Origin of the sequence: Paenibacillus sp. GCM10028914, from assembly GCF_042666275.1 — a bacterium.
Classification (GTDB): Bacteria; Bacillota; Bacilli; order Paenibacillales; family Paenibacillaceae; genus Paenibacillus_AQ.
Window position 1 is genome coordinate 124,918 of record NZ_JBHTFO010000018.1, and the last position, 23,397, is coordinate 148,314.

Annotated in this window: 16 protein-coding genes; 9 read left to right on the forward strand and 7 right to left on the reverse strand. The window is 44.8% G+C overall.

Features of this window, described 5'->3' with window-relative positions:
• Positions 1-44: 44 nt before the first annotated feature.
• The 5 genes from ACFQV5_RS21060 (at position 45) to glpX (ending at position 8,701) form a co-directional block, all read left to right on the forward strand.
• Positions 45-3,479 (forward strand): discoidin domain-containing protein, encoded by a 3,435-nt coding sequence (locus ACFQV5_RS21060; protein WP_379249678.1) that lies wholly within the window; start codon positions 45-47, stop codon positions 3,477-3,479.
• Between the two features lie 375 nt (positions 3,480-3,854).
• Positions 3,855-5,924, forward strand: a complete 2,070-nt coding sequence (locus ACFQV5_RS21065; protein ID WP_379249680.1) for an alpha-glucuronidase family glycosyl hydrolase — start codon at positions 3,855-3,857, stop codon at positions 5,922-5,924.
• 343 nt (positions 5,925-6,267) lie between these two features.
• Complete coding sequence (locus tag ACFQV5_RS21070) at positions 6,268-6,885, forward strand: helix-turn-helix transcriptional regulator (protein ID WP_379249682.1); 618 nt, start codon at positions 6,268-6,270, stop codon at positions 6,883-6,885.
• Positions 6,886-6,898: 13 nt separating this feature from the next.
• Positions 6,899-7,702: a pyruvate, water dikinase regulatory protein gene (locus tag ACFQV5_RS21075; protein ID WP_379249684.1), complete on the forward strand. Its 804-nt coding sequence runs from the start codon at positions 6,899-6,901 to the stop codon at positions 7,700-7,702.
• Between the two features lie 24 nt (positions 7,703-7,726).
• The gene (gene glpX / locus ACFQV5_RS21080; protein WP_379249686.1) at positions 7,727-8,701 is read left to right on the forward strand and encodes a class II fructose-bisphosphatase; all 975 of its coding nucleotides are present in this window, start codon (positions 7,727-7,729) and stop codon (positions 8,699-8,701) included.
• A gap of 121 nt (positions 8,702-8,822) precedes the next feature.
• On the opposite strand, the gene ACFQV5_RS21085 is transcribed toward glpX, so the two are convergent.
• From ACFQV5_RS21085 to ACFQV5_RS21110, 6 genes are all read right to left on the reverse strand, one after another.
• Positions 8,823-9,692, reverse strand: a complete 870-nt coding sequence (locus ACFQV5_RS21085; RefSeq protein WP_379249688.1) for a sugar phosphate isomerase/epimerase family protein — start codon at positions 9,690-9,692, stop codon at positions 8,823-8,825.
• Positions 9,693-9,694: 2 nt separating this feature from the next.
• Positions 9,695-10,417 (reverse strand): rhamnogalacturonan acetylesterase, encoded by a 723-nt coding sequence (locus ACFQV5_RS21090; RefSeq protein ID WP_379249690.1) that lies wholly within the window; start codon positions 10,415-10,417, stop codon positions 9,695-9,697.
• A 35-nt stretch (positions 10,418-10,452) separates the two neighbouring features.
• Positions 10,453-11,841, reverse strand: coding sequence for a glucuronate isomerase (uxaC, locus tag ACFQV5_RS21095; RefSeq protein WP_379249692.1), 1,389 nt, complete (start codon positions 11,839-11,841; stop codon positions 10,453-10,455).
• A 45-nt stretch (positions 11,842-11,886) separates the two neighbouring features.
• Positions 11,887-13,374, reverse strand: a complete 1,488-nt coding sequence (locus ACFQV5_RS21100) for a UxaA family hydrolase (RefSeq protein WP_379249694.1) — start codon at positions 13,372-13,374, stop codon at positions 11,887-11,889.
• Positions 13,359-14,801: a tagaturonate reductase gene (locus ACFQV5_RS21105; RefSeq protein WP_379249696.1), complete on the reverse strand. Its 1,443-nt coding sequence runs from the start codon at positions 14,799-14,801 to the stop codon at positions 13,359-13,361. The genes ACFQV5_RS21100 and ACFQV5_RS21105 overlap by 16 nt, the downstream gene beginning before the upstream one ends.
• Before the next feature lie 145 nt (positions 14,802-14,946).
• On the reverse strand, positions 14,947-15,942 hold the full coding sequence (locus ACFQV5_RS21110) for a LacI family DNA-binding transcriptional regulator (RefSeq protein ID WP_379249698.1): 996 nt from the start codon (positions 15,940-15,942) through the stop codon (positions 14,947-14,949).
• Between the two features lie 167 nt (positions 15,943-16,109).
• On the opposite strand from ACFQV5_RS21110, the gene ACFQV5_RS21115 reads away from it, so the two are divergent.
• On the forward strand, positions 16,110-18,362 hold the full coding sequence (locus ACFQV5_RS21115; protein ID WP_379249700.1) for a helix-turn-helix domain-containing protein: 2,253 nt from the start codon (positions 16,110-16,112) through the stop codon (positions 18,360-18,362).
• 78 nt (positions 18,363-18,440) lie between these two features.
• Here the strand turns inward: ACFQV5_RS21115 and ACFQV5_RS21120 are convergent, their stop codons facing one another.
• Complete coding sequence (locus ACFQV5_RS21120) at positions 18,441-19,328, reverse strand: carbohydrate ABC transporter permease (RefSeq protein ID WP_379249702.1); 888 nt, start codon at positions 19,326-19,328, stop codon at positions 18,441-18,443.
• A gap of 383 nt (positions 19,329-19,711) precedes the next feature.
• On the opposite strand from ACFQV5_RS21120, the gene ACFQV5_RS21125 reads away from it, so the two are divergent.
• The 3 genes from ACFQV5_RS21125 (at position 19,712) to ACFQV5_RS21135 (ending at position 23,382) form a co-directional block, all read left to right on the forward strand.
• Complete coding sequence (locus ACFQV5_RS21125) at positions 19,712-20,569, forward strand: ABC transporter permease (protein ID WP_379251106.1); 858 nt, start codon at positions 19,712-19,714, stop codon at positions 20,567-20,569.
• A 43-nt stretch (positions 20,570-20,612) separates the two neighbouring features.
• Positions 20,613-22,166: an extracellular solute-binding protein gene (locus ACFQV5_RS21130; RefSeq protein ID WP_379249704.1), complete on the forward strand. Its 1,554-nt coding sequence runs from the start codon at positions 20,613-20,615 to the stop codon at positions 22,164-22,166.
• A gap of 103 nt (positions 22,167-22,269) precedes the next feature.
• A complete protein-coding gene (locus ACFQV5_RS21135; protein ID WP_379249706.1) occupies positions 22,270-23,382 on the forward strand; it encodes a glycoside hydrolase family 88/105 protein in 1,113 nt (370 codons plus the stop codon).
• Positions 23,383-23,397: the final 15 nt, after the last annotated feature.

The window sequence follows — 23,397 nt, forward strand, 5'->3', positions numbered from 1 at the left end:
TTCTTATTTTTATGAAATACATAGTTTAAGAGGAGGAGTAACACATGTCTAAGAAATATTCGCTATGGATATCGACGATATTGGTTGCGATGGTTCTATGCTTTTCAGGCCTATATTTGTCTGCTAGCCTCAATGTTGCATCGGCAGATTCAGCAGGTTCTGACCGATCCAAAGAAAACTTTAATCTAGATTGGCAGTTTTATAAAGGGGATATAAGTGGTGCAGAGGCGGTGGACTTCGATGACGCAACATGGAAATCAGTTGTTTTGCCGCATACGTTTGAATATACGGATTATATGGCGAACAATTGGTATCGAGGAATTGGTTGGTATCGTAAAGCATTTACACTTGATGAGGAGGACAGAGGCAAAAATATCAACCTATATTTTGAAGGTTCTAAGACAAAAACGGAAGTTTGGGTCAATGGAGTCAAGTTAGATAATCATGTAGGAGGCTTCAACCCATTTAACTATGATATTACGGAACACGTTCAAATCGGCGGGAAGAATGTTATCGCCGTAAAGGTCGATAACCGCTACCAAGGACAAGTTGCCCCAGAGAAACCCGACGGTTCGTATGTCGGATTTAATATGTTTGGTGGAATATATCGAGACGTCTTCTTGATTAAAACCAATAAACTGTATGTGCCTGAAGCCATTCATTCATGGAATAGTAATTGGGAAGAAGGCGGCGGCGTATTCGCATATAGCTCGAATGTTAGTGCAGCATCGGCCGATGTTCATGTGAAAACCTGGGTACACAATTCGAATGAGAGTGCTGTGGAAACAACGATCATATCTGAGATTGTAGATGAGCAAGGCTTGGTAGTAGGGACATCGAAAAGCACACATGTGATCGGTGTCGATCAGGTAGAGGAAGTATCTCATACCATCAAAGTCAACAATCCAAACCGTTGGTCAGTACAGAATCCTAATCTATACAGCGTGAAATCCACGGTGAAGGATGGCAATTCTATTGTTGATGATTATCATACAACATTCGGTATTAGAAAAACGGAATGGACACAATCTCAAGGGTTCTTTCTTAACGACGAGCATGTGAAAATATTTGGTGTTAATCATCATCAGGATTATCCATACATTGGTGATGCAGTACCTAACAATCAGCATGTTCTGGATGTTCAGCGCATTAAGGATGCAGGAGCCAATTTCGTACGGGATGCTCATTATCTTTATGACGATGCTTTTATGGACGCCGCTGATAAGCTAGGGGTAATGCAGTGGGTGGAAATACCTGGTTGGGGAAATATCAACCCTTCTTCATTCGGGGAAGCGTGGAAGCAGAGTAACAAAGATGCATTATATGCGGCTATTCGTACTGCTCGTAATCATCCAAGTGTTGTTATCTGGGGAGCTGGTATTAATGAAATGCAGCAAATGGTTGAGCTTGAGACGGAATTGAATCATATTGCGAAAACCGAGGACCCTTCCCGTGCAACCTCGATGGGGAGAAACTACAATACAAGCAATAATATTTTCGATGTATATGGACGCAATGTGTATACGGAAGCAGAATGGAATGCTGCAGGATTGCCAAATAAATCTCCCGACTCGAACGCCAAAGGCTTACTTATTACAGAGCATACAGGGCATACATATGAAACTTGGCGGGATGCGGATGAAACCAGGCTGATCGGGCAAGCACTCGCAGCCCAAAAGATGACCGAACTTGCCCGAAATGAGGACTACGTTCACGGTAGCTTGATTTGGGAAATGCATGATCATCATCATCAAATTTCCATTGTACGGCCACATGGTTTAACAGATGCCGGTAGAATTCCGAAATTCGCTTATTTTTGGCATCAAAGTCAGTCAGCACAGGATAATTATGATGGATCAGTGAATCCAATGGTGTTTATCGCTAATTACTGGAGACCCTCTTCGCCTACGAAGGTGACGGTATTCAGTAACGCCGATCAAGTACGTCTTTCTAAATGGGATAAAGGAGAATGGAAGGTTTTTCAGACGAATAATCCGATGCCAATCAATGTAGCACATCCTCACTTTGAATTTGATCTTGGAGTGCATGATACGACAAAGCTTAAGGCAGAGGGGTTAATTGACGGTAAGGTTGTCGCGACACATATTGTGGAGGAGCCAGGAGCACCAGCAGCAGTTGAATTGAAGGCAGACACGTTAACTATAGATGGAAATGGCAGCGATATCGCTATCGTTGAATTCTATATCAAGGATCAGAAAGGTACGGTTGTTCCTTATTCAACGAATAAAGCGAATTTTGAGATCTCGGGTCCTGGTATTTTGATAGGGGGACCTTCTGTATCGGCCCTTAATGGTGCGAATATGCTTCTCGTTAAATCAACGGGAGCACCAGGTACTATTACGGTAACGACAACTTCAACAGGTTTGGAGTCCGATTCGATTCAGATCGAAGCAAAAGATGTAGGTATTAATTTAGAGCAGCCAGCACCTGAGCCTACAAATCTTGCGCTAAATAAGCCGGTCACCGTTAGCAGTGAGCAGGTTGGTACTATAAATAATCCAGCAACGAATGCTAACGATGGAAATCCCTCCACACGTTGGGCAGCAAGCAGTGGTACTTTGCCGCAGTGGTGGCAAGTCGATCTTGGCGAGGTGAAGAAATTAAATTCAACAAAAATCACATTCAACCAACAGGATACTCGAACCTACGATTATAAAATTGACGTATCTACTGATAACGAAAACTTCACACCTGTAGTAGCGAATACAACATCGACTACTACGGGAGATTCAGAAAATCATTTTGATACTGTTGATGCGAGATATGTGCGTATTACGATTAGTAGTGTAAAGCCATCTAATTTCTGGGCTTCAATGCTGGAGGCAAGTGTATATTATACCGAAGAGCCAGCTCTTGAAATTCCTACTTCCACACTCAGTGAGGTAGACGAACCTATTCAGGCAGGTCAGAATTTCACAGTAAATTATGGCTTGAATCATGTGGAGGATGTGTATGCACAAGACATTACGATATTCTATGACTCGACCATAATGGAATACGTCTCGGCAAATTCAAAGGTTCCTGGGGTATCTATTATCGATATAAATTCAAGCACTCCTGGCCAGCTCCGGCTAATCGTAGCTAGTGAGGGTAGGGAACATGCTGTGACAGGGAAGATGGACATTATAGAACTGACTTTTAAAGCGAAGGATATTCCTGCACCGGCTTCAGGAACGATTGATACTACAACTGTAACGTTGGGAAATGAGGAAGGAGAAGAAGTAACAGCGATAACTAAACTAATTACTGTAGGGGTAGTTCCAAGTGCCCCAGAAATTTCTTCAGATATTAACAAAGACGGAAAAGTAAGTATCGGTGACCTCGCAATAGTAGCTGCTAATTATGGCAAGACGAGCGCTAGTCAGGATTGGAATCAGGTTAAGCATGTGGATATTAATCGTGATGGTCAAATTGATATTGCAGACTTGGCGATAGTTGCAAGTAAAATTATTGAGTAATGTTAAGCGAAGAAGGATGAGTGACTGCTCATCCTTCTTTTTGCATAGAATAGATCCTAAATTTCGGAGAAGATCTGGAAGATTAGAGTTCTGATACCTCTTAAATATGAAATTTAAAATCCTATATTTCTTACAGTAACATCTATACTTTCTATGGTTTCGAGCAGCTTTCATACCTGTCATAATAAAGGCGGAAGTCCACGATCAGCTCACTTTTGGAAAAGTCACATCTGAACAAGCTTTTGATTAGCTGAAGGAACCCTCATAATCCCATGAAAAATAGTTTAAGGATGATAGCCCGGGAATCCTCATCCCGGGCCTTGATTTATTTGGTTATGGACATTTAAGCATTTAAGCTCAGGGAGGAATTCAGGAATGAGTAATCCGTTACGCCAACACTCGGGAGAAGGATATGAGGCGTGGCTTCAGTACCGCCGAACTACCCCGGGAGCAATCACTGAACAATATACGATATACGATCATATTGCAGTTACCGAGCAGGATGAGATAATCCGTTCTGCGGTGAACGAGCTGTCACAGGGTCTAGAGGGGTTCATTGGCAGATCCATTACCATATCTGAATACTCAGGAAAGCATCCTTGCATCATGCTTGGAATATTTGGTAGCAGCCAATGGATAGATGAGGCATTCGATGCTGGGATAAGGAGTAAGGTCAAGCAAGAGGGATATGCGATTCGAATGGATTGTATTACCGGTAATATTGCTATCGGCGCGGTTACCTCATCAGGGATATTATATGGAGTATTCCATCTACTGCGGATCATGGGTACAGGCAGTTCTTTGAATCAATTGGATGTGTTAGAGAACCCAGTCAATCAACTTCGCATGATTAACCAGTGGGACAATATGGACGGGAGTGTGGAACGAGGATACGCTGGAAAATCGATTTTTTATGAAGACCACCGCTTCACGGAGAATTTTGAGCGTATTCAAGATTATGCAAGGTTGTTGGCTTCTTGCGGAATCAATGCCATTGCCATCAACAATGTGAATGTTCATCAAGTGGAGAGCCGTCTCTTAACCGAATTTCTGCCTCAAGTAGCGAAGGTAGCATCGATTTTCCGTAATTATGCCATCAAAACATACCTAAGTATCAATTATGCCAGCTCCATAGAAATCGGCGGACTCACAACGGCAGACCCGCTGGACCCAGCCGTACGTGAATGGTGGCGGATCGCGGCATCTAGCGTATATGCAATTATTCCTGATTTCGGTGGTTTTTTGGTGAAAGCTGATTCAGAGAATCGGCCTGGACCGTTCACCTATGGCCGGGATCACGCAGAAGGCGCCAATATGTTGGCCGAGGCACTGAAGCCGTATGGGGGCATCGTGATCTGGCGCTGTTTCGTGTATAACTGTAAGCAGGACTGGCGTGATCGCACTACGGATCGGGCAAGAGCAGCCTATGATCATTTCAAGCAACTGGATGGGCTATTCATGGAAAATGTCATATTGCAGGTGAAGAATGGTCCGATTGACTTTCAAGTCAGGGAGCCGGTTTCACCATTGCTAGGAGCCATGCCGCGGACCAATCAGGTAATCGAGTTTCAAATTACACAAGAGTATACCGGGCAGCAACGGCATGTCTGCTATCTGCTTCCTCAGTGGAAAGAGATTTTGAATTTTGATACCTATATTCATGGAGAAGGAACCACCGTCAAACGTATCGTAGATGGATCTGTACATGGCAATCCTTATAGCGGATTTGCAGCTGTCTCCAATATCGGAGCTGATAGGAATTGGACAGGACATCTACTGGCACAGGCAAATTTGTACGGGTACGGACGCGTGGCCTGGAATCCGGAGCTTGCTGCCGAGGAAATCGCCATGGAGTGGATTAAGCTTACCTTTGGTTCAAGAGATAATCTGTTTCAGACGATACTAGGTATTCTAATGGAATCATGGGAGATTTATGAATCCTATACCGCTCCGCTGGGCGTTGGATTTATGGTCAATCCGGACCATCATTATGGTCCTAATGTGGACGGATACGAATACTCAATGTGGGGGACATATCACTTCGCTGACTGCCACGGCGTTGGTGTAGATCGCACGACGGCAACTGGAACAGGGTATACTTCCCAGTATTCTGACGTAAATAGAGAGTTGTACGAGTCGCTTGCGAGCTGCCCAGATGAGCTGTTGCTCTTTTTCCACCATGTGCCCTATACCCATATGCTTCATTCCGGTAAAACCGTAATCCAGCATATTTATGATAGTCACTTTGAAGGTGCAGAGAGGGCAGGCCAATTGCTTCGACGGTGGGAGTTTATAAGGGAATATATGAACGAGGAAGTGTACCGGCAGGTAGCGGATCGTCTTGCTGAACAGGCAGAGCATGCTAAAGAATGGCGGGATCGAATCAATACATATTTCTTCCGAAAGAGCGGTATTGCCGATGAACGGGAAAGAACTATTTATTAATTCTTTGATATTCATGAGCACTATGCACGGGACATTACGCTTCAGTATCTCGCAAGTCTTCGACTATAGAAGGCTTGCTCTATTTTTGCAAACTTGCATGGAGAGATTCCGGCAGTTTTCAAAGGACATGAGAGCTCCCTCCTAAAGGGAGCTTTTTTTATGATAAAAATATTTAATGTGTCTGAATAAAAAAATAGTACGTATTATATATTGTAAAAAAACTATATATGACGTACTATATATTCAGAAAATATTTCCAGGGAAAGGAGCTACATCGTTTCGCCCAGCTGGGCGGACATATCCAAAATACGGAGGGATCACTATTAAACTGACATCCCGTCAATTGGAAATCGTGGAGATTGTAAAGAAGCATGCGCCTATTACCGGCGAGCAGATCGCTGAAATGCTGAATCTAACTCGTCCGACTATCCGTTCTGATCTATCGGTTCTGGTGATGCTCAATTATATCGATGCCAAGCCAAAGGTAGGGTATTTTCTGGGTAAACGAGGTATTTCGGAAAATGATAATAAAATCCAGCTGCTGCAGATGAAGGTTGGTGACGTTCATGGTGTGCCTGTGGTCGTTCGGGAAACAACGACGATTCACGATGCCGTAGTGACTCTTTTTCTGGAAAATGTGGGGCACTTAATCGTCACCGACGAAGAGGGCAGATTAGCTGGAATTGTATCCCGTAAGGATCTGCTGAAGGTCACGCTCGGAAATGCATCGGCTTCAACGATGCCAGTGAGTTTCATTATGACCCGCCAGGCTAATGTCATTACCGTTTCGCCTGAAGATACAGTTCTAGAAGCGGCTCGCATTATTATATCCCATCAGATCGACAGCTTGCCTGTCGTGGTACCTGCACCTTCTGGCGTAGAAGGAGAATGGAATGTTGTCGGACGTATTTCCAAAACGAATATTATCAAAATGTTACTAGATACGATAGCAGAGGAATAACGGGAGGAATGGAATGAACCCAGGGCAATCTCACTTCATAGCAATTTGCTCGGACTCGGTTGGTGAAACGGCTGACGCGGTCGTAAGGGCTACGCTCCGGCAGTTTGAACTGCCGAATACGGAAGTCAAGCGCATGATGAATGTTCGCTCTGAAGACGAGCTCATCGCTATTATGGAAGAAGTGTCGCGACGTGGCGGTTTTGTCGCTTACACGCTGGTTCAGCCGGAATTGCGGGAGGTTATCAAGGAAGAATCTGTCCGCTTGAATATACGGGCTGTCGATATTATGGGCCCGATGATGCAGGCGTTTATTGATACATTCAACGATACACCAAAACGTACACCCGGACTGCTGCACCGACTGGATGAGGATTATTTTCGCCGCGTGGAAGCAGTGGAGTTTGCTGTAAACAATGACGATGGAAAAGATGTAGGTGCCATCTTGAAAGCAGATCTGGTTTTGCTTGGAGCCTCCAGGGTATCCAAAACGCCGTTGTCGATTTTCTTGGCTCATAAAGGCTTGAAAGTGATGAATTATCCGGTAGTGCCGGAATTGACACCACCTACACAACTAAAAGAAATAGATGCGAATAAGATAATAGGCTTGACCATCGAGCCCACTCATCTGGTGAAAATACGGTCGGAGCGTCTCAAGTCCATGGGACTGCCAGATGATGCTCATTATGCCTCGCTAGAACGAGTTCAGAACGAACTAAAGTATGCGCAGTCGCTATTTTCTTCCTTGGGCTGTCCGGTGATTGATGTGACTGATAAGGCGATTGAGGAAACTGCAGGCTTAATCATGAAACAAATATAGATGAGATGAATGGAGGGGAACCTTATGGAACGTCATATAGCACTCGAATTGGCACGCATTACAGAAGCGGCTGCACTTGAGGCTGCCTGTTGGACAGGAAGAGGCGATAAGCATAGTGCGGATAATGCAGCAACCGTGGCGATCCGGAGCCGGATCTCTTCCGTGGATATGGATGGGACTGTCGTCATCGGTGAAGGAGAAATGGATGAAGCGCCTATGCTCTATATCGGGGAAAAAGTAGGGAATCGACGTGGTCCGAAGATTGATGTGGCCGTCGATCCGCTTGAAGGAACCGAGACGGTGGCTAACGGGTTGAATAATGCGATTTCCGTGATCGCGGCAGCTCCGCAGGGGAATTTGCTGCATGCGCCTGATATTTATATGGCGAAGCTTGCGGTGGGCCCCTCCTTAGCTGGAAAGCTATCTCTGGATGATCCGGTGGAGATTACGCTTGCCAAAGCATCGAATATTCTAAACAAACCGCTGTCTGATATGACGGTCTCTATCTTGGATCGCGAGCGTCATCAGGATATGATCTCTGCGCTCCGAGAAGCGGGCGTCCGGATCAAGCTACTGAGCCATGGAGATGTCATGGGGGCCATCGAAGCTGCCGTTGATAGTGAAGTGGATCTTTATGTCGGCTCCGGCGGTGCTCCGGAAGGCGTGTTGGCCGCGGCGGCTCTTCGCTGTCTGGGCGGAGAAATGCAGGGGAGACTGTTGCCGGACACACCGGAGGAAGAGAAGCGCTGTCAGCAGATGGGTCTAAGTGATCCGAAACGGCTGCTTGGTATGGATGATATGGTGGGTCGAGGAAATGTACTGTTTGTTGCTACTGGCGTGACCTCGGGCGATCTGCTTAGCGGAGTTCGTTATCTTCCCAATCAAAAAGCAGAAACTCATTCGGTCATTATGCATTCCATGAATCGGACGGTCAGTTATTTAAAAACCATTCATCACTTGTCTGGGACGCTGGATAATCTGACCGAAGCCGCTATTTAACAGCTTTGTATACAGGAAAATCAAAGGTCCGGAGATGGGGATTATCCTCCATTTCCGGACCTTTGATCTTGAACCGTGAAGACTTGTAGTTAAGGGATTCTGTATCGTGCAACAATCGTACTTATATTTCTGAGTAAATCCGCTGGAGGAAAGCAATGCTTGTCTCCATATCCGATTCGGGGGTACTTTCAAGAATCCCGTGGATATGCGGTCGTTTATATTTCATGTAGTGAAGAATGGGGCTGAAATTCAGCATACCCTGACCAACGGGGACAATGTGAATTCGTCCCTGTTCTATTTTGAAATCCTTAAGATGGATGACAGCAATCCGATCGCCTAGCAAATCTAGCGCTTCGGTAACGATAGCATCCTGTGTTTCATAGTTGTCCGGAGACATGAGATTCGCGCAATCAAGAATGACCTGAAGGTTGTTGGAAGGTACTTCATCAAGCAGCCGGCGGGTTAGTGGAGCCGAATGGAGGGGGTGATTTTGCCCCGCCTCGATGCCGATGGTCACGCCGAAACGCTCGGCTTCGTCAACCATGAGTCTGACGGAATTCACGACTTCTTGGAATGCTTCCTCTGTAAAATTATCGGTTGTATAGCCGTTGCCGACACTTCCGGTTTCTGTGCCTACCAAGCTAGCTCCAAAATCTCTTGCCAACCGCAGATGCGTAATGAAATCATCCAGGGCCCTCGCCCGTACAGAGGGATCGGTTGCGACGATATTGACGTAACATCCAAGCACTGCCAGCTTAATGCCCGCCCGGCTGAATGCCCCTCCATAATAGGAAGCAGTTCCGGGACTAAGAGCGGATAAGGACGGCGCGCTTTCGGGGAAAGATTTTTTGATAGCGAATTGAATATTGGAAAAGGAATATTGTTTTATTTTTCGGATGAGACGATCCAGTGGCATCTTCTCGAAGTCATGTGCGCGCACTCCCAGATTCAGAGGAGTGAGATGTACTGCTGAGTTCTCCAATGAAGTCATAGTTATAGCCCCCTTCCCGATAATTCATTTGCTGCTGTTTCTTTCATGTAGGACTGTAATTTAGAGAGGTCATCACACTGGATGATGGCCTGCGCTACGAGTTCAGCGATTTTCCGGGCGCCCATGTCTGAGAAATGTGTGTCATCGATGATCCCGTTTGGATAATTAGGATGAGCATGCTCCGCCAAATGCATAAATAGAGGCCGGGTACCTTCTACTCCAAGTGCTCGGTAGAGCTCTTGTGAAGCTGCAAAAATATCGAGCAGCGGCGTCTTCGTGCTAACCGCGACCTGCCGCATAGCGTCTGGATACTCCCCGACAGCGAGAGGGTCGAGCGTCCCGTCTTCTAGAAAACGCCGCCTGCTGACCGAGGTCAGCAGCACTGGCGTCACATTACTTCTGCGGGCAGATTCGATGAATTGCTCTAAATTGGACTGATATTCCGTGCTTGGATCGGCATAGCGGAGGGGGTCCTCAAGCTTGCCGTCATTGTGTCCGAACTGAATAAATAGGTAGTCTCCCGCCAACATTTCCTTTTCAATCGCTTCAAGTCGGCGTTCCGCCATAAACGATTTGGTGCTCCGTCCATTCACGGCTTGATTGTTAATACGGACTGAAGGATTGAAATAGTCCTGCAAATATTCGCCCCAGCCTGTCATTGGTTTTTCAGTGGCGCCTTTTATCGCTGCCGTGGAGTCTCCAGCTATAAATAAAGTACATGACATCGAAATCCCTCCTGTGATCCTCCATAGAAAAGAGGTTAAAAACCGAAGTAGCTCGCAGCGTTGTTATATGCGATATCTTCGACTAGTCCTCCGAGAAGTTCCTCGTCGTCCGGCGCTTCACCGCGAAGGACCCATTCACCGATCAGTTCGCACAGAACTCGGCGGAAATATTCATGCCTAGTGTAAGAGAGGAAGCTGCGTGAGTCGGTGAGCATGCCCACAAAGCCTGCAAGGAGGCTGTGCTCGGCAAACAAAGATAGCTGCTGACGCATGCCGCTGCGGGTATCGTTGTACCACCAGCCTGAACCAAGCTGCAGTTTGCCTGGAGTTTCCTTCTGGTAGCATCCCATAAGAGTAAGCAGGGCAGGGTAATCCTTGGGATTCAAAGAGTACAGGATCGTCTTGGGAAGACCTGATCCGCATTCTGCTCGGTCTAGTAGCTGCGAGAGCGGTGTTGTGATCGGCAGATCGTTCAAGGCATCGTACCCGGTATCGGGACCGAGCTTTTGGAACATCGGTGTATTATTATTCCGGTAAGCATGAAGGTGAAGCTGCATTGTCCAACCTTTCTCACGATACGAACCGATCAGAGCGGTCAAAAGTTCGGTGCGGTAAACGGTAATTTCTTCTTGCGACAATAATTCTCCGGCCAGTCTTTTGCGGAAAATCGTCTCGAGCTCTGAAGCATCTCCAGCTTGATAACGGAGTACATCGAGCGCATGGTCGGACAGGCGGCAGCCGTTATCGTGAAAGTAATCAACTCTTGATCTTAAAGCTGTCAGCAGGTCATTATAAGAAGCAATCGTATGTCCGGCTGCTGTTTCCAGGCGCTTCAGCCAGTCTGGGAAGCCAGACGCGTCGATGTTCAGTGCTTTGTCTGGACGGAAGGTAGGCAGCACCCGGAAGTCATGTTCTTCTTCTTTGAGAAGATGATGATATTCGAGACTATCGGCTGGATCATCCGTCGTGCAGACCAGTTTTACGTTTGCATTTTTAATAATGTTTCGCCGCTTGAACGACTCGCTCGCTAGCTTCTCGTTTACTTTCGCCCAAATCTGTGGAGCTGTTGACTCATTAAGCAGCTCATCAATGCCGAAGAATCGACGAAGCTCCAGATGTGTCCAGCTGTATAACGGATTGCCTATCGTCTTTGGAACGGTTCGGGTCCACGCGAGAAATTTGTCATAATCTGAAGCATCTCCTGTGATATGGGATTCCGGCACACCGTTTGCTCGCATCAGGCGCCATTTGTAATGGTCTCCATACAGCCAGGCTTCGGTTATGTTTTTAAAGGGTTGGTTCTCGTAAATTTCTTTCGGATCGAGATGGCAATGATAGTCGATGATCGGCATGCTGCTTGCATGCTGATGAAACAAGGTTTGGGCGGTTTCAGTGGACAACAAAAAGTTATCGTTTAAAAACATAAGTTAGTCTCCTTTTATAAAGTAATAGAGTAACGATGCCTAATGCTATAAAGTTACGCCGGTTTTGAAGATTGCCAGTTCACGAACCTCATTTTTCTCGTTCTGCGTTTTTTGTCCACTTGCGACAGCGATGATGTAATCGATAAATTGCTCTAACACGATGTTCATCGGTGTTTCCAGAAGTGGACCCGCGTTGAAGTCCATCCAGTGTTTCTTATTGGCATATAAATCATTGTTCGTAGCAACTTTGACCGTTGGAACAAAGCTGCCAAAAGGGGTTCCGCGGCCAGTTGTAAACAGGACGAGCTGGCAATCAGATGCAGCGAGGGCAGAGGAAGCGACCAGATCGTTACCCGGGGCTTGCAGAAGGCTGAGCCCTTTTTTGCGCAATTTTTCACCGTATTGCAGAACATCGACAATCGGAGCGCTTCCTGCCTTCTGGGTGCAACCGAGTGATTTATCTTCCAGTGTGCTGATGCCACCTGCTTTATTGCCCGGAGAAGGATTCTCGTATACGGGTTCGCCGTGCGACATGAAGTATTGCTTGAAATTATTGATCAAAGAGACGATGTCCTCGTATACCTCACGACTTTCGGCACGAGCCATGAGCATTTTTTCGGCTCCGAACATTTCAGGTACTTCTGTCAAAACAGTGGTTCCGCCCTGAGCGATGAGAAAATCGGAGAATGCGCCCAGCAGAGGATTGGCGGTAATGCCGGAAAATCCATCGGAGCCTCCACATTTCAGTCCTACATTAAGCTCGCTGATCGGTACGGGCTCGCGGCGGTCATCCTTCGCAGCTATGAAGATTTCTTCCAGTAGTGCAAGACCCGCCTCAACCTCATTCCCAACCTCCTGTGCAACCAGGAATTTGATACGGCTATCATCATAGTCGCCCAGCATCGTGCGGAATTCGGCAACAATATTGTTTTCACAGCCTAGACCGAACACGAGTACTCCGCCAGCGTTGGGATGATTCACGGCATCTAGTAGAATGCTCCGCGTCATCCGATGATCGTCACCAAGCTGCGAACAACCATACGGATGCTTAAGCACGGTGATATTGTCGAAGGAGCCAAGCTCAGGATGGGTTGACTTGAACTCGGTAATGATCATCTCAGCGATACCATTCACACAACCAACCGTTGGCACAATAAACAGATCATTACGGATGCCTACTTTTCCGTTAGTACGGCGGTAGCCATCAAAGGTTAGTTGGCGCTTGGGATAGGTTACCGGTTGTAGATCAGGATGATATTCGTAATTTTCTTCCCCGGCCAAATTGGTTTTTATATTATGCGTATGCACATGCTCTCCTTTGGAGATTTCGGTTGTTGCATGACCGATGGGATACCCATATTTGTTGACGATATCGTCTTTGGCAAAATCGATCAGAGCGATCTTATGTCCCTGAGGGATATCCTGTCTGGCAGTGTAGGTGTGATCTCCAAATTGGATTTCTTCTCCGGCTTTAATTTGGCTCAAGGCTACGGCAACCGTATCCCTGGTGTTCATTTTCATGAGTCGCTGCATTTAATTTCTCCTCCAATCGTTTGTTTCAGAGTAATTCGGCTACCCAATGAATCGAGCTGTCGTATGTTATTTTCCAGCTCTTGAACTAGTCCGGGAACGGAAGATAAATCTTCTCCCCAAAGGTCAGTGCGCTTTAGAATGACAGAAATAAAGGATTGTGGTTCTTTCCAAGCTTCATCGAATACGGTCAATACTTCCGGACTATCCTGACGATGAAGACGGTCTCCCCGGTAACCGAGCAGCAGCGCGGCAAAAGAGAGGGTGATCAATTTCGGAAGTTCACCGCGTTCTCGCTGGTAACGCAGCAGTACAGGCTGCAGACGGGTCTTAAATTTGGAAATGCTGTTGAGATAAATAGAAGTCAGTTCGTGACGGATAAACGGATTCTTGAACCGTTCCTGAACTGCTTCAGCATAGGACTGCAATTCCTGTAGTGGCAGATCAAGCATCGGAATGAGTTCATCCTCAATCAATTGCTGCACAAAGACGGAAAACAAGTTGTCATTCATCACTTCCTCTACGGTTTCTAACCCGCCGAGTAGTCCCAAAGACACCATGGCAGTATGAGGACCGTTGAGCAAATGGACCTTTTGTTCTCGATATAGTGTCATATCGGACGTAATGACCACATTCAGTCCCGCCTTTGCCAGCGGAAATGCTTCCTCAAGCCAAGTAGGTCCCTCAATGACCCAGAACAGAAAGGGTTCCGCATCAACCATCAGATTATCCTGGTAACCGAGCTCCTGTTCCAGTTCTTCTGCCTTGTCGCGCGGATATCCTGGAACGATCCGGTCCACCAAACTGCAACAGAATGTATTTTCGGTTTCCAGCCAATGCACAAAATCATTTCCGAGCTTCCAATCTGCGGCGTACTGTAGAACGATTTCGCGCAGCTTTTCCCCATTGCGGTCGATCAACTCACAAGGAATGATAACGAAACCTTTTTTACCCAATTGAAAGCGTTTGTAAAGTAATGCTGTCAATTTAGCTGGAAAACTTTTTTGCGGTGCTTCGTCCAGCCGATCTTCGGGATGATAAGTAATTCCTGCTTCGGTGGTGTTTGAGGTAATAAATTCGAGCTCATCCTGTTCTGCCAAGGCAAGGAAGCTTTCATAATCATTATAAGGATTAATTAATCGACTAACGGAGGTTATAATTTCCCTGTCACTTATCATTTTCTGGTCCAAAATACCGTTCAAAAGAACAGTATAGAGGCAGTCCTGTTCGTTTAGGAGGTCATCAACCCCTTGATCAGTTGGCTTGATGAGGACTGCACTTCCCTGGAACATGCCCTTGTTGTTCATTTGCTGAAGCTGCCAATCCACAAAGGCTCGCATGAAGTTTCCTCCCCCAAACTGGATCATTCGCTCAGGATAAGAGGGTAGTGTAGGGAATGCGTTTCTGGAAAGCACGGTTGTCATTGTCATGTTTCACTCCTTGTATAAAAATAACTATGCACACGTGAACATTTTTGTCTAAAAAAAAGAGTGGTTCTTTTTTTTAGATTTATAAATTTATATAAATTTTAGCGAAGCCGAACTGAATCCATTTCAGGCTACTGAATCTTTAGACTTATATTTTGGCAACAGTCTGCCGGATCATGAGTTTGGTTTTTACTAGAGATTGTTCAGGTTTCGTCTCCATTTCTTGCATGAGTTCAAGAAGTTTATTCGTGCCAAGCATGCTAATATCGGCAACCGGTTTGCGAACAGTTGTCAAGGCCGGGCTGGTGTACTGGGCGAACACGATATCATCGAACCCGATCAGAGATATCGAATCCGGGACGGTCACTTGTGCTGCGTAGCAAGCTTTCATCGCACCAATTGCCATGTCGTCGTTTGCGCAGAACACAAGTGAAGGTGGAACCGGCAGGGCGAGCAAAGTGTGCATAGCTCGGTAGCCACTCTCAATACTGTAATCCCCGCTCACAAAATAATCTGGATTCGGAAGGATACTATGAGCGAGCAAGCTCTCGAGAAACCCCTGTTTACGCTCTATCGAAGATTTAAAACCGGATTTACCTTCAATCATCGCGAGCTTCTGATGCCCCTGACTAATAGCATACTCGATCGCTTCTCGCACCCCGCCTTTGTCATCCGCTACAACATTCATGATTCCGTGGTCCTCCAGATGTCTATTGAGTACGACTAACGGGATGTGGTTTCTTTTGACATGGTAGATAAACTCGTTGTCCGCGTCGCTTTGACTCATGACCAGAATCCCATCAAACCGCTGACGGGAAATGCCGTCCAGATGCCGAATGCTATCAATTCCGTGTACCGTCAAACTGTAATTTTCATCAAGGACATGATTGATCCCTCGGATAACATCGACTAAAAAACTATCCGAAGTACCCTGGTCAATACTGGAAAAAAACAACCCGATGGTGTACGATTTTTTCATAACCAAACTTTTGGCACTGAAATTGGGGATATAATTCAGCTCCGCGGCGAGCTTTTCAATTTTATCCCGTGTCTCTTTTTTGATGAGTGGATTGCCGTTAAGTGCGCGAGAAACTGTCGTATGTGAAACGCCGGCGACTTTTGCGATGTCTTTAATCGTGACCATGAGACCTCTTCTTTCAAGGGAAATTAATATGATTTAACGCTTTCATTCTATGTTGTATTTTCTTTAAAAGTCAAGGAATTTATTAAATGCACACGTTAAAATTTATGTTGTCACTCTTTTGATGAAAGCGCTATAATAACGTTGACTTTAGAAAGGAGAATTAGCTGATGCACAGAGGAATGTTGTTTTATAAAATATTTATTCCTATTCTCGTGCTCGGAATTGGTCTTGGTGTCAGCTTTGCGATTTATATTTATTTCAGCACAGTGAGTTCCGTAAATGAGCGGATCTCGGACAACAAGCAAAACTTTATTGAACAGACCAAAAACAATTTGGAGCAGCAAATCCGAACCATTGAATACGCGTTTGATACGTATAGCACAACAACGTCGTTTAGCGAAGTTGTAAAAAATCCGATTTCGGAGCAAGATTTCATCGCATATCGGAATGTAAACACCCAGCTTAACTACATCGCCATCATGGGTATGGAACGGACGGACTACTCGTTGATCAGTCTGGTCCAGAACTGGCGTATTTCAAATGGAAAGTTGACGAAGCTGAGTGAAGATGAAAGAGAAGAGCTGATTGATTCTTACATCGATAATAAGAACGAAAGCCTTTTCTGGGTCAAAACAGATTCCGGAATACGATTTGTAAATACATTGCCCGTGTTCTCCAAAAACAAGCAAGCAATCGCTTTGTCCGATATCTCGCTGGAGTCGCTGAATCAAACGATTCAACCCGGAGATAACAGCGTCGTGTTTATTTTCAATAAGCAAGGCGAGCTGTTGTATGAAAGCAATCCGTCGGAAGTTGAACTCTTAGATGAGCAGCTGAAGAAAGAAATATCACGCATATCTGAAGATCCTGAACAGACGGGTGTGCTGACTCTACCAAAGGCCCACAACCATGATTCTCCTGTAAAAGCCATATTTGCGAAGTCAGATTATAACAACTGGGTTTATCTAACTTTGCTCGATCAAAAAGAGATCTCTGACGCCCTGAAGATGACCCGATTCGGAATCATTACGATGGGAGCGGTTCTGACGCTTTTAATGGTCATTGTAGCGTATATATTTGCCATTTTCTTTACAAGGCCAATTCGTCAAATCAAACGGAGTCTTTCCTTAGATGACAAAGGCGCCACCAGAAATGAAGTTGAAACGATTATTCAATCCATTGATACGATATTGACTGAAAAAGAAAGTCTAGAGGTCTTGATGGAAGCAGAAAAGCCGCAGCTTGAAACGCAGTTAATCTTGAACCTGTTCCGTAATCGGGTTACTTCAGACGAACTTACCTTGAAGCTGTCTAGATTGGGGTATCGGCCAATGGATGAGTTTCTATATGTAACCATGCTGATTCAATTAGACAATCTTGGTGAAAACGAAGCCTCAGACAAGGATGTTTTGCTGCTGGCGATTAACAAACTGGTGGAAGAACAGATTCCACCGGAGCAGCGGATGCTTCCTATTATTTTGAACGATAAAACGCAAGCAACAATTCTACGGTTTAAAGACAAAACCGAAGAGGAAATCCGTAAACAACTGTTTGAGCAAGCAACAACATTGATGAAAATGGCAAGGGAATACATAAAGCTCTCTATCAGCATCGGTATAAGTGAAAGCTATGATGATTTACTAAAAAGCAAGGAAGCCTGTGAAATGGGCAAGCAAGCTTTACATCATCGCCTCAACTTGGGTAAGGAATCCATTATTTTTTATGAAGATATTTCGCAGGTTGTCTCCGGCCCAGTGCTGCTTCATTATCCTGTGGAGCTAGAGTCTCAGCTATTCGATGCGATCCGTCTTGGTGACGGGGAGCAGGTCAGCAGTATTTTGTATTTACTACTCGCAGAGATGATGAAGAAAAACAGTTACTCTATGAATTTTGAGGTGGCTTTGGTCCGGTTTGTGAACAATCTGATTCAGCTTGAACAGCTTCTCGGTATCGAAGTCCTACTTAAGCAAGACAATTACGCTCTTTATCATGTGCTTCTGGATACGAGAAATCCGGAAGAAATTGAACGTATGCTGGTGGATGAAATTATATTCCCTATGGTAAGAAGCATGAAGGACAAGACAAACAGGCAGTTCCGTAGTCTTTCCGAAGAAATAGCAACAATCGTCCGATCCGAGTACGATCAGGAATTGACTCTTGAGCAAATCGCGGATCGTCTACATTACAATCCGAATTATCTAAGTAATATCTTTAAAAAAGAACATGGAACAACTTTTAGTGATTATTTGATGAACTACAGGCTTGAAATGGCCAAGAAGTGGCTGGTAGAGTCGGATATGACCGTTAAAGAAATTGCGGAACGGCTTCAGTATCAAAGACCACAGAACTTTATCCGCTCGTTCCGTAAAAAAGAGCATGTCACGCCGGGAGAGTACCGTAAATCAAGGCAAGCCGTCTAAGGAAGCAAAAAAAGAAGTCTGCGCTTGGAGCAAGGCTTCTTTTTTTTGCTTCTTCCAGCGTTTACTTTGCGGTGATATTTATCCTTTAACCGAACCGAGCATAGCCCCTTTAACAAAGTGGCGCTGTACGAAAGGATAAGCGATCAGCATCGGCAGAGTAGCGATCACGATAACGGCCATCTTGATTGCCTGAGCTGGCGGTACAACATCCACGACACTGTTATCTCCTTGCATACCGCTAGAAACGATAACGATCTGACGCAGAAGCAACTGCATTGGCCATTTCTCCGAGTCATTGAGATATAAAATTGCGTTCATGTAACTACTCCAATACGCTACCCCATAAAAGAGTGAAATCGTTGCGATCGACGGCAGTGACAGGGGCAGCATAATTTTGAAGAATACGCCGAAATCTTTACATCCGTCTATTTTGGCCGATTCTTCCAAACTATCAGGCAAGGACTGGAAGAAGTTACGCATGATAATCAAGTTAAATGCGTTAATGGCGCCTGGAATAATCATGGACCAGTAGGAATCGATTAGACCTACGCTTTTGACGACTAAAAAGGTCGGAATTATTCCACCGCTAAATAGCATGGAGAATACGACAATAAAATTGATCGTATTTCTGCCGTGAAGGTATTTACGGGAAAGTCCGTAAGCCATTAAAGCCGTAAGAGCCATGCTCACGAGAGTTCCAATGACCGTTATTCCGATGGAAACTCCCATTCCTTTAAAGATGGTCTTCGTAGAAAAAATGTACAGATAAGCATCTAGGGAAAAGGTGGTCGGAAACAGGATGAACTTTTTCTCTATGATTTCTTGGGTTGATGCAAAAGAGCTGGCGATGATATTAACAAAAGGCAAGAGACAGACAAGAGCAATAATAGCTAATAGAATGCTGTTTACAATCCGGAACGCAAGATCACCGATGGATGTTTTTTTCTTTCTTAAAGTTTGAGCCACTTAAGTATCCTCCTCTTCGTCGTTTGACAATTCCACCTTAACAATGAAAGATGGAGTACGTAAATAATCCCCATTGCAGGTCTTGTTTTAATGTAGGAAAAGGAAGCAAAAGTTTGAATGCTCATTAACTTAGCTTGTAATCATTAAACGAGACGAAGCAGCTCAGAACGCTACTGTAATGCGGATTTGTAACCGCTATCATTTAATGATTATATACGGAACGTCTCTCATCAATTACGCTAATAACGTAAAAAGGAACGTTCTAAGGAGGTTGCAGAGTGAAAGCAAGTGTATCAACGAGAGAAGTAAGATTAGACTCCGGACATAAGAAGAAGACTTCCCCAATTCTCGCAAGTGTAATTCGCAACAGGTTATTGTACCTCATGATTTTACCCGGGCTCATTTACTTCATTGTATTTAAGTACTTTCCGATGGGAGGATTGATAATCGCCTTTCAGGATTATCAGCCTTATCTGGGGATTGCAGACAGCCCCTGGGTAGGTTTTAAGCATTTCGTCCGTCTGTTTACGGATCCTACGTTTTTCATGCTATTTAAGAATACGCTAATCCTGTTTGCCATGAATCTCGTGTTTTTCTTTCCACTTCCGATTATTTTGGCGCTGATGCTGAACGAAGTGCGGAACAAATGGTTTAAACAGACAGTGCAAACGATGATATACCTTCCGCATTTCATGTCTTGGGTTATCATCGTATCGATCACGTACGTTTTTCTGAACGTAGATGGCGGAGTAATTAATGAAACTCTTTCCGCGCTTGGCTTTAAGAAAATCAGTTTTCTGACCTCTCCAGATTGGCTCAGACCGATGTACATCGGACAAATCATTTGGAAGGAGCTTGGATGGTCGACGATCATTTATCTTGCGGCGATCACGGTCGTGGATACACAGTTGTACGAAGCGGCTGAAATGGACGGCGCTGGACGCTGGAGAAAAACATGGCATATCACCCTGCCTGCAATCCGCTCCGTCATAATTATATTATTGATTCTGAAAATCGGCAGCACGCTGGATCTGGGATTTGAGCATATGTTCCTCTTACTTAATTCCTTGAATCGTGAGGTTGCAGAAATTTTTGATACCTATATTTATACAGCCGGTCTGAAAAATGGACAGCTCAGTTTCAGTACTACCATCGGATTATTCAAGGGGCTGGTCGGCTTAATACTGGTTATGCTTTCGAATAAGCTCGCTAAGAAATTTGGGGAAGATGGAGTGTACTAGTAATAGTACTTTCTATAAATTTCAAAAAAAAGGGGTAGAAAAAATGAAGTTTAAAATGAAGCTACTGAGCGTTTTATTGCTTGCAAGTATCCTTTTATTGACCGCTTGCGGGGGACAAAAATCAAATGGAAGTAGCGGTACAGATAACGCTGGCGGAGATGCAAAAACCGGATCCGAGGGAGGAACTCCAGCGGTTGAAGAACCAGCTAATATCACATGGATGAATATGCTACATACAGCTTCTACACCGACTGGTGATATCCAAAAGCTTATTGAAGAAAAAACGAATACGAAGCTTAAGTTTTCTTGGGTTCCTGACGCGTCCAAGGAGGAGCGGATTAATACTGCTCTCGCTTCTGATTCCTTGGCTGATATCGTCTCTTTGACAATACTTGAAAATGCGTCTGTTCGTAATGCGCTTAAAAATGGTGTGTTCTGGGAAGTAGGACCATATTTGGATGAGTTCCCAAATCTGGCGGAGATCTCTCAAGAAAAGCGGGAAGCGGCTTCGATAAATGGCAAGCTATATGGTATCCCTTTCCTTAAGGATGTAGCACGTAACGGCGTCGTGATCCGCAAAGATTGGCTCGATAATTTGGGATTGGAAGTTCCAAAAACAACTGATGAATTAATGGCGGTTGCCAAAGCTTTCACCGAGCAGGATCCGGACGGTAACGGGGTAAAAGACACTTATGGATTTATTGACCGTAGCGATTTGATTTATGGTGCATTCAAGACGCTGAGTGCTTATTACGGTGCTCCTAACAACTGGGCAGTAAGCGAAGACGGTAAATTTACGCCGGAGTTTGAAACAGAGGCATATGTTAAAACGATGGATTATATGAAGCAATTATATGATAACGGCTATATTAATCAGGATTTCGCGGTGACAGCTAAGAAGGACCAACAAGGAGGTTTTGCCCAAGGTAAAGCGGGAATTTACGTAGGCGCTTTGTTTGATGGTAAGAACCTACTGAATGATGCTAAAGGGCTTCAAGACATGATGGAATTAGTACTTGTTAATAACATTACTTCGACCGGTAACGAAAGTGACCGTGCAATATGGGCAGGTAACGGTGGAATTGGTGGACTCATGGCTTTTCCTAAATCCGAAGTTAAAGATGAAGCAGAATTGAAGCGTATCTTGAAGTTCATCAATGATCTGATGGATGAGGAAATATTTGCACTGATGACCTATGGCATCGAAGGTGTTCATTACTCCATCGATGCGGATATGGCTGTTACAATTCTGGATCAGAAGAAGTGGGAAATGGAAGTTCAGCCGTATGCATCTTCTCGTCCGAAGGAGCCAGGTTTTAAAATCCATGATTCAGACCCACTGAAAGTCGAAGCTGCCAGACAAATTTTGGAAAATGAAAAATACGCGGTCTTCAATCCAGCCTATTCATTAGAATCGGATACTTTTACAACCATGGGATCTGAGTTACAAAAAATAATTACAGACGCTACTTATAAATATATTCTCGGCACTATGGATTTGGCCGGTTTCAAGGCAGAGGTAGAGAAATGGAAGAAATCCGGTGGTAGTAATATCATCAGTGAATACGAAGCTGTCTATAAAGACATTAACTCCTAATTCGTGTTAGGGCATTTGAACAAGACTAAATAATCTAATGGGTCCTTTCCACGAATCTGTGGCAAGGACCGTCATTTTTTCGACAGGAGAGTGAATAGAACAGATGAAATGGGCTATCAAAACCGCAGAGTCCGTCATGAAGCGAACGCCGAAATTATACGAGGGCAATGGCTATCAAGGTAAATGGTCTTATGATTACGGTGTCGTATTAAGAGGCTTTGCGCTGTTATGGAAAGTGACAGGGGACCACAAGTATTTTCAGTATATTCAGGACCAGATGGATTATTTTATCGGGGAAGACGGGAGTATACGGGGATACCGCCAGAATGAGTACAATATTGATCACATCAATAACGGGAAACTGCTGTTTTTGCTTTACCAGGAAACAGGTTTAGAGAAATACAGACAAGCAGCAGATTTACTGAGAGAGCAATTGGCTACGCATCCACGCACGTCCGAAGGCGCCTTTTGGCACAAACAAATATACCCTTATCAGATTTGGTTAGATGGCCTTTATATGGGGGCGCCATTTTATTTGGAATATTTGTTGACGTTTGAAGAGGGAAAAGGTCTAGACGATATAACGAAGCAGTTTATTCTCTGCGAAAAGCATACAAAGGATGACAATACGGGGCTGTTATATCATGCTTGGGATGAAAAAAAGGTCCAGCCTTGGTGCGATCCTGCTACCGGATTGTCACCGAACTTCTGGGGCCGGTCCTTGGGCTGGTTTGTTATGGCTTTAGCAGACACATTGGAGCTGCTTCCGAAAGACCATAGTGATTATGCTGAGCTTGTTCGGATATTTAACGATGTACTGACGGCTTTGAGAAATTTTCAGGATCAGGCAAGTGGTGTATGGTATCAGGTCCTAAATATGGGTGATCGCAAAGGGAATTATTTAGAGGCTTCAGCTTCCAGCATGATCGTGTTTGCGATCGCCAAGGGAATCCGGCTTGGAGTACTAGAAGAAGATGAGTGGAAGGAAACATTGGATAAAGCTTATCAAGGGCTCATTACGGAGTTTGTGTTGGAAACGAAAGAAGGATTGGTCAACTTAAATAAAAACTGTATGGTGGCTGGACTTGGCGGAGCGGATCTTCGGGACGGTACGTACGCTTACTATATTAGTGAACCGATTATTACGAACGATTTAAAGGGAGTCGGAGCGTTCTTGCAGGCATGTGCCGAGTATGAAGAACTTAGAGGACATTAAAGATCTGCGAACAGG

What these genes read in the sequence shown, in the direction of transcription:
- ACFQV5_RS21065 (WP_379249680.1), top strand. Translation starts at nt 3,855, where the DNA reads ATGAGTAATCCGTTACGCCAACACTCGGGAGAAGGATATGAGGCGTGG.
- ACFQV5_RS21100 (WP_379249694.1), bottom strand. Translation starts at nt 13,374, where the DNA reads ATGCAGCGACTCATGAAAATGAACACCAGGGATACGGTTGCCGTAGCC.
- ACFQV5_RS21115 (WP_379249700.1), top strand. Translation starts at nt 16,110, where the DNA reads ATGCACAGAGGAATGTTGTTTTATAAAATATTTATTCCTATTCTCGTG.
- glpX (WP_379249686.1), top strand. Translation starts at nt 7,727, where the DNA reads ATGGAACGTCATATAGCACTCGAATTGGCACGCATTACAGAAGCGGCT.
- ACFQV5_RS21085 (WP_379249688.1), bottom strand. Translation starts at nt 9,692, where the DNA reads ATGACTTCATTGGAGAACTCAGCAGTACATCTCACTCCTCTGAATCTG.
- ACFQV5_RS21110 (WP_379249698.1), bottom strand. Translation starts at nt 15,942, where the DNA reads ATGGTCACGATTAAAGACATCGCAAAAGTCGCCGGCGTTTCACATACG.
- ACFQV5_RS21125 (WP_379251106.1), top strand. Translation starts at nt 19,712, where the DNA reads ATGATTTTACCCGGGCTCATTTACTTCATTGTATTTAAGTACTTTCCG.
- ACFQV5_RS21060 (WP_379249678.1), top strand. Translation starts at nt 45, where the DNA reads ATGTCTAAGAAATATTCGCTATGGATATCGACGATATTGGTTGCGATG.
- uxaC (WP_379249692.1), bottom strand. Translation starts at nt 11,841, where the DNA reads ATGTTTTTAAACGATAACTTTTTGTTGTCCACTGAAACCGCCCAAACC.
- ACFQV5_RS21105 (WP_379249696.1), bottom strand. Translation starts at nt 14,801, where the DNA reads ATGACAATGACAACCGTGCTTTCCAGAAACGCATTCCCTACACTACCC.
- ACFQV5_RS21075 (WP_379249684.1), top strand. Translation starts at nt 6,899, where the DNA reads ATGAACCCAGGGCAATCTCACTTCATAGCAATTTGCTCGGACTCGGTT.
- ACFQV5_RS21090 (WP_379249690.1), bottom strand. Translation starts at nt 10,417, where the DNA reads ATGTCATGTACTTTATTTATAGCTGGAGACTCCACGGCAGCGATAAAA.
- ACFQV5_RS21130 (WP_379249704.1), top strand. Translation starts at nt 20,613, where the DNA reads ATGAAGTTTAAAATGAAGCTACTGAGCGTTTTATTGCTTGCAAGTATC.
- ACFQV5_RS21135 (WP_379249706.1), top strand. Translation starts at nt 22,270, where the DNA reads ATGAAATGGGCTATCAAAACCGCAGAGTCCGTCATGAAGCGAACGCCG.